10 protein-coding genes are annotated in these 12,458 nt (G+C 69.9%); 4 read left to right on the forward strand and 6 right to left on the reverse strand.

All coding sequences use genetic code 11. The features are described 5' to 3' along the window. Position 1 precedes the first annotated feature (1 nt). From purH to V7E09_RS00275, 3 genes are read right to left on the reverse strand one after another with little or no spacing between them, the layout of a single operon-like run. A complete protein-coding gene (gene purH, locus V7E09_RS00265; RefSeq protein WP_324510488.1) occupies positions 2-1,546 on the reverse strand; it encodes a bifunctional phosphoribosylaminoimidazolecarboxamide formyltransferase/IMP cyclohydrolase in 1,545 nt (514 codons plus the stop codon). A 13-nt stretch (positions 1,547-1,559) separates the two neighbouring features. After that, positions 1,560-2,174, reverse strand: a complete 615-nt coding sequence (gene purN, locus V7E09_RS00270) for a phosphoribosylglycinamide formyltransferase (protein ID WP_324510487.1) — start codon at positions 2,172-2,174, stop codon at positions 1,560-1,562. A 9-nt stretch (positions 2,175-2,183) separates the two neighbouring features. Continuing rightward, complete coding sequence (locus V7E09_RS00275; RefSeq protein ID WP_324510486.1) at positions 2,184-3,431, reverse strand: cell division protein PerM; 1,248 nt, start codon at positions 3,429-3,431, stop codon at positions 2,184-2,186. Between the two features lie 96 nt (positions 3,432-3,527). Here V7E09_RS00275 and V7E09_RS00280 point away from each other — a divergent pair, with 96 nt between their 5' ends. Continuing rightward, the gene (locus V7E09_RS00280) at positions 3,528-5,012 is read left to right on the forward strand and encodes a hypothetical protein (protein WP_324510485.1); all 1,485 of its coding nucleotides are present in this window, start codon (positions 3,528-3,530) and stop codon (positions 5,010-5,012) included. A 67-nt stretch (positions 5,013-5,079) separates the two neighbouring features. Here V7E09_RS00280 and sucD read toward each other — a convergent pair whose 3' ends face one another. Then, positions 5,080-5,964 (reverse strand): succinate--CoA ligase subunit alpha, encoded by an 885-nt coding sequence (sucD, locus tag V7E09_RS00285; protein ID WP_324510484.1) that lies wholly within the window; start codon positions 5,962-5,964, stop codon positions 5,080-5,082. A gap of 3 nt (positions 5,965-5,967) precedes the next feature. Beyond that, entirely contained in the window at positions 5,968-7,152 is a 1,185-nt protein-coding gene (sucC, locus tag V7E09_RS00290; protein ID WP_324522893.1) for an ADP-forming succinate--CoA ligase subunit beta, read from the reverse strand. Positions 7,153-7,424: 272 nt separating this feature from the next. Between sucC and V7E09_RS00295 the strand changes: the two genes are divergently transcribed. Beyond that, on the forward strand, positions 7,425-8,303 hold the full coding sequence (locus V7E09_RS00295; RefSeq protein ID WP_324510482.1) for a M23 family metallopeptidase: 879 nt from the start codon (positions 7,425-7,427) through the stop codon (positions 8,301-8,303). Between the two features lies 1 nt (position 8,304). On the opposite strand, the gene V7E09_RS00300 is transcribed toward V7E09_RS00295, so the two are convergent. Next, complete coding sequence (locus V7E09_RS00300) at positions 8,305-10,764, reverse strand: UvrD-helicase domain-containing protein (protein WP_324510481.1); 2,460 nt, start codon at positions 10,762-10,764, stop codon at positions 8,305-8,307. An 82-nt stretch (positions 10,765-10,846) separates the two neighbouring features. Here V7E09_RS00300 and V7E09_RS00305 point away from each other — a divergent pair, with 82 nt between their 5' ends. Together V7E09_RS00305 and V7E09_RS00310 are read left to right on the forward strand one after the other, a co-directional pair. Continuing rightward, positions 10,847-12,076, forward strand: coding sequence for a phospholipase D-like domain-containing protein (locus V7E09_RS00305; protein ID WP_324522894.1), 1,230 nt, complete (start codon positions 10,847-10,849; stop codon positions 12,074-12,076). A gap of 136 nt (positions 12,077-12,212) precedes the next feature. Beyond that, positions 12,213-12,458 (forward strand): GlsB/YeaQ/YmgE family stress response membrane protein (locus tag V7E09_RS00310; RefSeq protein ID WP_324509558.1); only part of this gene is annotated, 246 nt, incomplete at its 3' end.

The following is a 12,458-nucleotide window of genomic DNA, read 5'->3' on the forward strand; positions in this document are numbered from 1 at the left end:
CTCAGTGGAAGAAGTGCCGGGTGCCGGTGAAGTACAACGCCACACCAGCCTGCTTGCAGGCTTCGATGGTCTCGTCGTCTCGGATCGACCCGCCGGGCTCGACGATGGCAGCGACGCCCGCCTCCAGCAGGATCGCCGGCCCGTCGGCGAACGGGAAGAACGCGTCCGAGGCCGCCACGCTGCCTGCGGCGCGATCACCGGCCCGTTCGACCGCGAGGCGGCAGGAGTCGACCCGGTTCACCTGCCCCATGCCAACGCCGACTGAGGCACCCTCGTGAGCCAGCAGGATGGCGTTGCTCTTCACCGAGCGGCAGGCGGTCCAGGCAAAGGCCAGGTCAGCCAGCGTCGCGACGTCGACGGCCTCGCCTGCGGCGAGCGTCCAGGACGCCGGGTCGTCACCGGTGTCGTCGACCCGGTCCGGGACCATGGCCAGGACGCCGCCGGAGATCGGGCGCAGGGCGATGTCCTCGTGCTCGTAGGGAGGGGCGACGAGGATGCGGATGTTCTTCTTGCGCTCCAGGAGTTCCAGCGCCCCGCCGTCGTACTCGGGTGCCACGATGACCTCGGTGAAGACGTCGGCAACCTGCTGGGCCATCGCGAGAGTGACGGGCCGGTTCGTGGCGATCACGCCGCCGTAGGCGCTCACCGGATCGCACGCGTGGGCCCGACGATGGGCTTCGGCGATGTCGGCTCCCACGGCGATGCCGCACGGGTTGGCGTGCTTGATGATGGCGACGCACGGGGCGTCGAAGTCGTAGGCGCTGCGGTAGGCGGCGTCGGCGTCGGTGTAGTTGTTGTAGCTCATCTCCTTGCCGTGGAGCTGACGCGCGCCGGTGATGCCGGCGCTGCGTCCCGCGTCCGCGTACAGAGCGGCCGGCTGGTGGCTGTTCTCCCCATAACGCAGGGTGCCCACGCGCTCCCAGTCGCGGCCCAGCCAGCCCGGGAAGGTCTCCTCGCCCGTCTGCGACGTCAGCCAGCTCGCCACCGCCGTGTCGTAGGACGCGGTGTGCGCGAAGGCCTGCGCGGCGAGCACGCGCCGCTCGTGAGCGGTGAAGCCGCCTGCCACCAGCGCCTCCTCGAGGGCGGTGTATTGCGAGGGCGAGGTGATGATGGCGACGCTGGGATGGTTCTTCGCGGCCGCCCGCACCATGGAGGGTCCGCCGATGTCGATCTGCTCGACGCACGCGTCGAAGTCGGCCCCCGACGCGACGGTCTGGGTGAAGGGGTACAGGTTGCTCACCACCAGATCGAACGGCTCCACGCCGAGATCGGCGAGCTGTTCGACGTGGGACGGCTTGCGCCGGTCGGCCAAGATGCCCGCGTGGACGCGAGGGTGCAGGGTCTTGACCCGGCCGTCGAGGCACTCCGGGAACCCGGTGAGGTCGGCCACCTCGGTGACGGGGAGGCCCGCCGCCGCGAGCACGGAGTAGGACCCGCCCGTCGACACGAGGCTCACGCCCGCATCGACCAGGGTCGTACCAAGATCGACCAGCCCGGTCTTGTCGTAGACCGAGATCAGGGCGCGCTTGATGGGTGTGCGATCCATGCGTTGACTCCTCCTAGTTGTCCCGAGAATCGGGCCCTGGCACGGCAGCCGCCAGGGTGTTGATGGTGTCGACCAGCAGTCGTCGTTCGGCGACCTTGATCCGCTCGTGCAGCGTTTCCTCGGTGTCGGTGGGATGCACGGGGACGGCCACCTGGTCGAGGATCCGTCCCGTGTCGACGCCGGCGTCGACCTCGAAGACGGTGCATCCACTCACCTTGACGCCATGGGCGAGGGCATCGGCGACGCCGTGGGCGCCGGGGAAGCTGGGCAGCAGCGCCGGATGGGTGTTGATGATCCGCCCGCCGAACCGAGCCAGGAATGGACCCCCGACCAGCTTCATGAATCCGGCGCTCACGATCAGATCGGGGGCGTGGGCGGCGCAGGCCTCGGCCAGGGCCCGGTCCCAGGCTTCGCGATCGATGGCGCCGTCGGCGTCGCGGTGGTCGCCGAGCCGGACGACGAACGTGGGGACGCCAGCGGCGGCGGCCCGTTCGAGCGCCGCGACCGGCGTCCGGTCGGCGCCCACCGCCACGATCTGTCCGGCGAGGGTGCCCGCAGCCTGGGCGTCGAGGAGAGCCTGCAGCAGTGTCCCCGAGCCTGATGCCAGCACGAGGATCCGGAAGGTCATGGGTCCAGACTATCCAGCCTGCTGGTCGCGTTCGCGCGCTGCCCGCGTCCGGCGCCACCCGAGCACGGCAAGCCCGCCGCATGCCCCAGCCACGGCGAGGGGCACGGTGGAGAGCCACCACAGCTCGGGGAACCGGGGGCCGAGACCAGCCAGAGCTCGGCTGCCAAGATCACCGGTGGCGAACCAGGAGGCCAGCGCCCACACCGCCCCGGCGACGAATCCGGCCAGGGCCCCACGCCAGGCGGCTTCCAGAAGGGTGGGGCGCGTCCGCCTGACCATGACGGCTCCGGCGGTCAGCCCGGCCACGACCCCCACCGCGAGCCAGGCCCAGTCCTGCGGACCTGAGGTGGTGGGCACGGCGCCGAAGACGGGGATGGCGGGCAGCGTGCCGATCGTGACCTGCCCGGGCGCGACGAGCCCATCGGGCCCGAGCGTCACCCCGGCACCCAGCACGAAGGAACCGGCCCACAGCACGGCGGTCGGGGCGTAGGCGAGCTGGACGGCGACCAGGACCGCAACGCCCACCCCGTCGACGCCCAGGCTGTCTTGCAGTTGCTGGATCTGCGCCCCATGGCTGACGAGGGCCACCAGCAGGGCGAGCACCGACCCTGCGGCGAGGGTTCCCGCGCCGGCGCCGAGCGCCCGGGGCAGCCGGGCCAGCCAGGCTGGCGCCGCCTGCCAGGGGTCCAGGTCCAGCCCGAGGATGGCACCAGGCACAGCCCCCAGCGCGGACACCAGGAAGGCGCCCATGACCGCGGGCACCGCCTGCTCGGAGGTCCCCACAATCGGGGCGGCGATGACGGCGGCGACGGTGTAGGCGGCAACGCTGATCCCGACGATGCCTGCGGCGGCCCGCCAGCGGGCCCGGGGCCCGGCATCGGCAGGCAGCACCATTTGGTCGGCCGCGTGACGTGCCGCCGCACCGCAGGCGGCCGCCGCGAGAAGGGTGATGCCCAGCGGTGTCAGCCCCACCGAGACGCCGCCCAGTTGGGCCGGGGCGCCGTGCGTCGCGAGCCAGATCTGGCCCGACGCGTCGACCACGGCGAGCGCCGGAGTGCGAGCTGCGGCGATCCAGGCTGCGACCGGGAGGGCGGCGCTGATGACCCAGATGGCGGCCGCCGCGGCGAGCGTCCAGACCAGTGCCGCCACCGGCCAGGGCAGGTAGGTCCAGCGTGGCCGGGGCCGGGTCGGCGCGGCCTCATCGGCCCTCGCGACGGTCAGGCTGACGTCGGTGCTGGGTTCTCCGGGCGTACGCATCGTGTCTCCCATGGTCCCCCCTGAGGGGGGCAAGGATCGTGGGGACACGCCTCGCTTGGTAAAGTCGCTCACTGCATCAACAACGTCTGGAGGACGATGAGCGAGCAGGGCGAGACACGAGCGAGGCGGGCCTTGCCTCCGCGCGACGACAAACCTGCGGACGCCCCCACCGCTTCGACGCCGGCTGCGGGACGCCGTGGCCTGGACTCACCACGCGCCGCACGGGCGGCTGCACCCGAGGCGGCTCCTGCCGCTTCACCGGCCCCGACCAAGGGTCGAGGGCGGCGGTTCGCCGACGCCGGTGCCACCCCAGAGACCGGCGCCGCGGACTCCGCCTGGGGACGCCGTCGCCTCGTGCTGGGCACCGTGACCGCCCTCGTCTTGGCCCTGGTCTTCGGCGGCGCCTGGTTCGCCCAGTGGAGGGGACTGTTCGGTTCGGGGAGCTCACCGAGTTCAGCCCCCAGCGTCGACGCGGCCCTGTTCGTGGCCGCGCCCGAGGATCTCGGCTCGGTGAACCCGCAGGCCACCTGGCAGATCGCCACGACGACGAGCACCATCGACGCCACGACGCCGCAGGCCAAGTGTCTGCCCTCGACCGCCGAGGACGCTCAGCAGCCCCAAGACACCTTGGTCCGCACCTTCTCCTCCGACGGCGCTACTGCGGGGGCGGTCCTCTTCCAGGTCAACCGGTATGACACCGCCGAGACCGCGCAGACGGCGTATGCCGCCCTGCTCAGCGAACTCGCCAACTGCGACCGCACCACGGTCTGGGCCGTGCGGGGCCTCGCGATCCAGGGCCTCGCCGACGAGGCCGCAGGCCAGGTCTTCGAGGTACAGGACGCCACGAACGAATTCCACACCATTGCGCTGGCGCGGACGGGCACGCGGGTCTCCATCATCGACGCGACTCAGGCGCAGTCCGCCGTCTCCGGCGACGCGGTCGTGGGCGTCTTGTCCGCGGTCGGGAAGCGTCAGTGCACCGACGGCGGGACGTGCCCCACCACCCCGGCGACCACCGAGATCGCCCCCTTGACGACCACTCCGGCGGGCTGGCTCGCGACGGTCGACCTGCCCCGGATCAGCCCCGGGTCGGGGGCCTGGCGCGCGACCGACGTCGCCGACTCCGTCACCACCCCCGGGACCAAGTGCGAAGCGGTGGACCTGACCAACCTTCCGGGTGCCGCCTCGCGGCAGCAGCGCACCTACCTGCTGCGCGACGACACGGCCGCCCCCCAGAGCTTCGGCGTGGACGAGGCCGTCTACACGTTCGACAGCCCCGAGGGTGCCTCCGCCCTCCTGACGACGCTCAACAGCAACATGGACGCCTGCGCGACGCGAGCGGCCACCGCGCAGGTGACCCGTACGGGGGATCCGAGCGGTACCGGGGCCGGCGGCGCCTGGGTGGTGGTACAGCGCGTGGACCAGCAGTCGGCGACTGCGAAGTTCCGCAGCGCGGCCCTGGTCTCCGGTTCCCGGGTCATCTACCTGGTGGCCAACCCGAGCGACAGCTTCGACTTCACCGACGAGGCCTGGCACGAGCTGACGGTCCGCGCCGGTCAGCGGGTGCAGCAACTGCCCTGACTCGGGTCTCACCTCGAAACCCGCGAAGGCCCGCCCCGGACACCGGGGCGGGCCTTCGCGGGTGAGGTCAGCGGCGTGCGCCGGTGGTCTCCCGGACGAGTTGCGCCGTTTCGCTCGGGGTGCGGCCCACCTTCACGCCCGCCTTCTCCAGGGCTGCCTTCTTGGCCTCGGCGGTGCCCGAACTGCCGGAGACGATCGCCCCGGCATGCCCCATCGTCTTGCCCTCGGGCGCGGTGAACCCCGCAACGTAGGCGACCACCGGCTTGGTGACATGATCGCGGATGTAGTCGGCGGCCCGTTCTTCGGCGTCCCCGCCGATCTCGCCGATCATCACGATGCAGTCGGTTTCCGGGTCCTCCTCGAAGGCCCGCAGGCAGTCGATGTGGGTCGTCCCGATGATCGGATCGCCTCCGATGCCGACTGCCGTGCTGAACCCCACATCTCCCAGCTCGAACATCATCTGGTAGGTCAGGGTGCCCGACTTGGACACCAGGCCGATGTGACCCGAACGCGCGATGCTCGGCGGGATGATGCCGACGTTCGAGCGGCCGGGCGAGATGATGCCGGGGCAGTTGGGCCCCAGCAGCCGGACTCCCGCGTCCTGCGCGGCGGCGTAGAACTCGGCCGTGTCCGCGACCGGGATGCCCTCGGTGATCACCACGACCAGCTCAATGCCCGCCGCGATGGCGTCCAGCACGGCGGCCTTGGCGTGCGGCGGCGGCACGAAGATCACCGAGACGTTGGCCCCGGTGGCGTGGGCGGCCTCCGCGACGGTGTTGAACACCGGGATGGGATCCTCTTCGAACGTGACCGACTGCCCGCCCTTGCCGGGGGTGACCCCGGCGACGATCCGGGTGCCGAACATCAGCATCCGATTGGTGTGCTTGCGCCCTTCGGTGCCCGTCATGCCCTGCACGATGACCTTGCTGCGGTGGTCCAGCCAGATGGCCATGGCTCACTTCCCTTCCATGGCCGCGCCGGCCAGCTGGGCGGCGGTTGCGGCCGCCTCGTCCATGGTCGCGACCTGCGTGACCAGCGGGTGGGCGTACTCGGCGAGGATCGCCCGGCCGACGTCGACGGCGTTGCCGTCCAGCCGCACGACGATGGGTTTGCTCGCCCGGTTGCCGAGTTGCGTCAACGCCTCGCGAATGCCCTTGGCGACCTCCGAGCAGGCGGTGATCCCGCCGAACACGTTCACGAACACGACGCTCACCTGGGGGTCGGACAAGATGATGTCCAGGCCGTCGGCCATCACCTGGGCGGAGGCTCCCCCGCCGATGTCGAGGAAGTTCGCCGGACGCGGCCGCCCCGCCACCGCCTCGCCCGCGTAGGCGACGACGTCGAGGGTGCTCATCACCAGCCCCGCGCCGTTGCCGATGATCCCGACCTGGCCGTCGAGCTTGACGTAGTTGAGCCCCTTCGCATGGGCCCGCAACTCGAGCGGGTCGGTCTGGCTGTCGTCGCGCAACGCCCCCCACGAGGCGTGCCGGAAGTCGGCGTTCTCGTCGAGCGAGACCTTTCCGTCGAGGGCGACGATCCGCCCCTGCCGCGTCTTCACCAGAGGGTTCACCTCGACCAGCGTCGCGTCCTCGGCGGCATAGACCCCACCGAGCAGGACGAGAACCCGCGTGACCTCCTCCGCGATCTCTGCGGGGAACCCCGCCTCGGCGACGATCGCGGCGGCAGCCGACTCGTCGAGCCCCGTGCGTGGATCGAGCGTGCGGCGCACGAGCGCGTCGGGACGCTCCACCGCCAACTGCTCAATCTCCATGCCCCCCTCGACGCTGCACAGCGCCAGGTAGGTGCGCTGGGCGCGGTCCAGCAGCATCGAGAAGTAGAACTCCTGTTCGATGTCGGCACCCTCGGCGACCATCACGGCACCGACGGTGTGACCCTTGATGTCCGTGCCGAGGATGGCCTCGGCCGCCTCGGCCGCCTCCTGCGGTGTGCGGGCCAGCTTCACCCCGCCCGCCTTGCCTCGGCCGCCGACCTTGACCTGCGCCTTCACCACGACGAGGCCGCCACCGAGTTGCTCCGCAGCAGCGCGGGCCTCGGCGGGCGTCCGCGCGACGATGCCACCCAGCACGGGAACCCCGTGCGCTTCGAACAGGTCGCGCGCCTGGTATTCGTAAAGATCCATGCTCTCCGTCCTCGTCAACGTGCGGCGTCGTTGCGGCACGTTCGGAGGTTACCGGTCAGGCGGCGCGGGGCCAACGGCCCCCCGTGCGAGGTCCCACCCGAAGCCGGGCGGCATTCGTGCCCGCGAGGGCCACCGAAGCGCGCCATCCAACCTGACGCAACACCTGAGAGGATTTCTGAGAAACGTTCAAGAACTGCTACCGTGGTGCGTGTTGTCCAGCGGGCAAGTCCCCCCGCAGGGGAACACCGAGATCCTCAGGAAAGGTACGAAGCGTGGCACGTTCGCTCTCCGGTACTTACCAGCCGCGGTGCGCCGTCGAGGATCCCGACGCAGCCTTTCTCGACAACTCCTCTTCCCCCCGCCGCAAGGCCGCCCCGAACCGCTTCCTGCGCGGGGGCATCGCGGTGGGCGCCGCGAGCGTGGTGGGCCTGCTGGCCGTCGTGACGCCGGGGGTCGCGACCAGCGCGATCGCCGCGAACAGCGCCACCACCGAGGGCGTCCCCGCCACGAGCGCCAACCGGGCAGGCACGCTGGATGCCTTCGAGGCTCGCGAGTCCAGTGTGGACCGCAGCACGGTTCGTGAGGACACCGCTTCCGCCGTGGCCGAGCGGGCCACCAGCATGGAACTGGTCGACGAGCAGGTCGCGCAGACCCAGACCGTGGCCGCCGCCCAGGAGCGCAGCGAGTCCCTCAGCACGACCACCACCAAGATCGACGCAGAGAACGTCCGCATCAAGTCGCAGGTCTTCTTCTGGCCCACCGAGGGAAGCATCGTCTCCCCGTGGGGGATGCGGATGCACCCGATCCTGCATTATGCGCGCCTGCACGGTGGTGCTGACATCGGCGGCAACACCGGAGCCCCCATCTATGCGGTGGCCGACGGCGTCATCACCAAGGCGGCCACCGGGTACAACGGCGGCTCGGGCAACAACGTCCGGATCGACCATGGCGTGCTCGACGGCACCAACCTGGAGACGGCCTACCTCCACATGAACTCGATCGATGTCGCCGTCGGTCAGAAGGTCAAGAAGGGCCAGCGCATCGGCACCGTCGGCAGCACCGGCCTGTCCACCGCGCCGCACCTGCACTTCTCCGTGTACGACAACGGCGAGAATGTCGACCCGGCCCCCTGGCTCGCGAAGGGCCGCTGACCTACAGCTTCTCCATCGGCGCGTGTTTGACGGACAGTTTCTTCAGCCCGGCCGAACCGAAGTCCACGACCACCTTCAGGGTGTCTCCGGCCCCGGCCGTTTCCGTGACCGTGCCCATGCCGAACGTCGTGTGCAGGACCCGATCCCCCACGCCCAGGGCGGCCACCACCTTCGGTGAGGGCGCCTTGGACCCGAACCCGACGGTCGCCCGCCAGGACTGATCGGTCCGTCGCCGGGCCTGGTTGGACCAGGAGTCCACCGCGGCCCCGACGCGCCGCCAGTCCAGCAGCCGGGTCGGGATCTCCCCGACGAACCGGCTCTCGGGGTTGTATTGCGGCTGGCCCCACATGACGCGCACCGTCGCCCGGGTGAGGTAGAGCCGTTCCCTGGCCCGGGTGATCCCGACGTAGGCCAGGCGTCGTTCCTCGGACAGTTCGGCCGGGTCGGTCATCGCCCGCATGTGCGGGAAGATGCCGTCCTCGAAGCCGGTGAGGAACACCGTCGGAAACTCCAGGCCCTTGGCCGTGTGGAGGGTCATCAACGTGACCACGCCGCGATCATCGCCGTCGGCGTCGGGAATCTGATCGGAGTCGGCCACCAGTGCGATCCGTTCCAGGAAGGCCGCCAGGGAATCGTCCGGTTCGGGGAGCCCGGAGGCCAGGTCGCCGCCGTCGGCCTCGTCGGGGAGTTCCCCCTCGCCGACGGGCAGGAGACCGGAGGTCCCCGGCCCGACGTCTTCGGTGTGCGCCGCCGCGACGAACTCCCCGGCGACGCTCACGAACTCGATGAGGTTCTCCAGCCTGGTCTGGTCCTGGGGGTCCTGGGACGCCGTCAGCTCGTCGAGGTAGCCCGCATCGTTGAGGATGGAGGCGAGGATCTGATCGGCGCTGACCCCGTCGGCCACCAGTGCCCGGTGCTCGGCCATCATGGCCGCGAACGCCCGCAATTGCTTGGCGGAACGGGGCGCCAACCCGGCGATGTCATCCACCCGGTCCAGCGCCACCCCGAACGGGATGCGCTCTGCGGCGGCGAAGGAATCCACCAGCGATTCAGCCCGGTCACCGATGCCCCGCTTGGGCACGTTGAGGATCCGCCGGACGCTGACGTCGTCGGCCTGGTTCGCGATGGCGCGCAGGTACGCGATCGCATCGCGGATCTCGCGGCGCTCGTAGAATCGCACCCCACCGACGACCTTGTAGGGCAGGCCGACCCGGATGAACACCTCCTCGAACGCGCGGGATTGGGCGTTGGTGCGGTAGAAGACGGCCATGTCGGAGTACTTCATGCCCGCGTCGACGAGCCGATCGATCTCGCTCGCGACGAACTGTGCCTCCTCGTGCTCGGTGTCGGCGACGTACCCGACGATGAGCTCGCCGTCACCAGCGTCGGACCACAATCGCTTGGCGGGGCGTCCCTCGTTGCGTTCGATGACGGCGTTCGCAGCGGTCAGGATGGTCTGGGTGGAGCGGTAGTTCTGTTCCAGCAAGATGGTGCCGGCCCCGGGGAAGTCGGCCTCGAAGTCGAGGATGTTGCGGATCGTGGCGCCACGGAACGCGTAGATCGACTGATCGGAGTCACCGACCACCATCAGTTCGGGAGGCTCGACCTCGCCCTCACCCCGTGGCCCATCCGCACACAACTCGCGGATCAAGGCGTACTGGGCATGGTTGGTGTCTTGGTACTCGTCGACGAGCACCTGCCGGAACCGGCGCCGGTACTTCTCCCGGACGTCGGGGAAGGCCTGGAGGAGGAAGACCGTCGTCATGATCAGATCGTCGAAATCCAGGGCGTTAGCGGCCACGAGGCGCCGCTGGTACTCCGCGTAGGCCTCGGCGTGCACCGCATCGACCCCGGTGGCGTCGTGCGCGGCCGTCTCGTGATCCACGAGGTCGTTCTTCCAGTCCGAGACCGCATTCATGACGGCTCGCACCGGATAGCGCTTGGAATCGAGCCCGAGATCGCGGTGCACCAACGACATCAGCCGCTTGGAGTCGGTGTCGTCGTAGATCGAGAACGTCTTCGACATCCCGAACCGGTCGATCTCGGTGCGCAGGATGCGGGCGCAGGCCGAGTGGAACGTCGAGACCCACATCAGCCGCGCGCGGTTGCCGACCAGTTCCTCCACCCGGTGCCGCATCTCAGCGGCCGCCTTGTTGGTGAAGGTGATCGCCAGGATGGAACCGGGGTGGACGCCGCGCTGGCCGATCAGCCAGGCGATCCGTCGGGTGAGGACCCGGGTCTTGCCCGAGCCCGCCCCTGCGACCACCAGCAGCGGTGATCCCTCGTGCTGCACGGCTTCGCGTTGAGGCGGGTTGAGCCCTTCCAGGAGTTCTTCCGGAGTCGAACGACGGGCCGAGCCCCCACTGCGTCGCGGCCGCTCCCCCTCCGGCGCGGCGGTCGGTGCGGCAACGCGACGGGTGGGCTCTGCATCGAACGTGAACAGGTTGGGGAGCTCAGTCATGACCGGTCAAGGCTACCCCTCCGGGACTCGCCCGCTGCTCAGGGTCGCCGTCCCGCCCGGGGCCATCCCCTACAGTGGCGTCATGGTGTTGGGACGCGTGCAGACCGCCCTGAAGGTCGGCGCGGGCGCCCTGGCGCTCGCTCAGGTCGGCACCATCGCCGCGCTCATGGTGGTGGATCGCCGCCGCAAGAGGCACCGCGGGCACGTCAATTTCCCCAGCAAGCCACCCGAGCCGCTGTTCGCAGGCGAGGACGAACTCACCGTCTACACCCGCGGCCGGGACCTGTTCGACGACATGATCGCCACGATCGAGGCGGCCGAGCACACCATCGTCCTGGAGACCTACATCTGGAAGGGCGACCGCGTCGGACGCCGGTTCAAGCAGGCCCTCACGGATGCGGCCGAGCGCGGGGTGGAGGTGCACGTCGTCTACGACGTGTTCGCCAACCTCGTCGTCCCGCAGACTTTCTTCCGGTTCGACCCCCGCATCCACGTCCTGCGGCATTGGCCCTGGACGGGTGCCCGCGGTCTCCTTTCCTTCCGGAGCCCGGGGCTGAACCATCGCAAGATCCTCGTGGTGGACGGCAGCACCGCGTTCCTGGGCGGCTACAACCTCGGATCGCTGTACGCCTCGCGCTGGCGCGACACCCACCTGCGGATCCGCGGTCAGGCGGCCTCCGACGTCGCGAACGCGTTCGTGGACTACTGGAACATGGCCCGGCGCGGGCAGCGTGCTCTCCCGCAGCCTTCCAACCGGCCGTGGGAGTCGGCGGTCCGCGTGACCCGTAACGTTCCCAGCATCGGGGTGTACCCGATCCGATACACCTATTTGGAGGCCATCGATCGGGCACGGGAGCGGATCTGGCTGACGCACGCCTATCTGATCCCCGACGACGACTTGATCTTCGCGCTGGTGGAAGCGGCCGACCGGGGCGTGGACGTGCGGATCATCGTTCCCGCCGAGTCGAACCACATCGTCGCCGACTGGATCTCGCGCGGGTTCTACGCCACCTTCCTGCGCCGGGGCGTGCGGCTGTTCCTGTATCAGGACGCCATGGTCCACGCCAAGACGGGAACCGCCGACGGGCGTTGGTCGATGATCGGCACGGCGAACCTGGATCGGTTGAGCCTCACCGGAAACTACGAGATCAACGCCGAGATCCTCGACGCGGACCTGGCGCGCGAGATGGAGGACATCTTCGTGATGGACGCGTCCAACTGCGTCGAGCTCACACTTCACGACTGGCAAAGTCGTTCGTTCGCGATGAAGGTCAGCGAGGCGATCCTGTCCCCGCTGCGGCACATTCTGTAGCGGCCTCCCGGCGAGGCCACATGCGTCCGGCGGCCCCCTGGCCGCACCCTGAGCCTCCTCGGGGTGTCACTGATTCATCCCCGTTCCCGCCGATCATGCCTGGCGATCCCTTCGCCGCCGCTCCTACTATCGACGCATGGGAACAATCATCGCTTACATCGTCATCGGCCTTCTCGGCGGCGCGATCGCCAAGGCCATCATGCCCGGCGAACAGGGTGGCGGCTGGCTGGCCACCATGGTTCTGGGAATCGTGGGCGCCCTCCTGGGCGGCTTCCTCGGCGGCGCTCTCCTGGGCGTCAGCTACAACTCGATCTTCTCCTTCTCGGGTCTGATCACGTCGATCATCGGCGCCCTGATCGTCCTGGCCGTCTGGGGCTTCGTG

The sequence above is a fragment of the Propioniciclava sp. genome, from assembly GCF_036744435.1.
GTDB lineage: Bacteria > Actinomycetota > Actinomycetes > Propionibacteriales > Propionibacteriaceae > Propioniciclava.

Excerpts from the sequence above, each read along its gene's own strand:
- purH (WP_324510488.1), bottom strand. The coding sequence starts at position 1,546 with ATGGATCGCACACCCATCAAGCGCGCCCTGATCTCGGTCTACGACAAG.
- purN (WP_324510487.1), bottom strand. The coding sequence starts at position 2,174 with ATGACCTTCCGGATCCTCGTGCTGGCATCAGGCTCGGGGACACTGCTG.
- V7E09_RS00275 (WP_324510486.1), bottom strand. The coding sequence starts at position 3,431 with ATGCGTACGCCCGGAGAACCCAGCACCGACGTCAGCCTGACCGTCGCG.
- V7E09_RS00280 (WP_324510485.1), top strand. The coding sequence starts at position 3,528 with ATGAGCGAGCAGGGCGAGACACGAGCGAGGCGGGCCTTGCCTCCGCGC.
- sucD (WP_324510484.1), bottom strand. The coding sequence starts at position 5,964 with ATGGCCATCTGGCTGGACCACCGCAGCAAGGTCATCGTGCAGGGCATG.
- sucC (WP_324522893.1), bottom strand. The coding sequence starts at position 7,152 with ATGGATCTTTACGAATACCAGGCGCGCGACCTGTTCGAAGCGCACGGG.
- V7E09_RS00300 (WP_324510481.1), bottom strand. The coding sequence starts at position 10,764 with ATGACTGAGCTCCCCAACCTGTTCACGTTCGATGCAGAGCCCACCCGT.
- V7E09_RS00305 (WP_324522894.1), top strand. The coding sequence starts at position 10,847 with ATGGTGTTGGGACGCGTGCAGACCGCCCTGAAGGTCGGCGCGGGCGCC.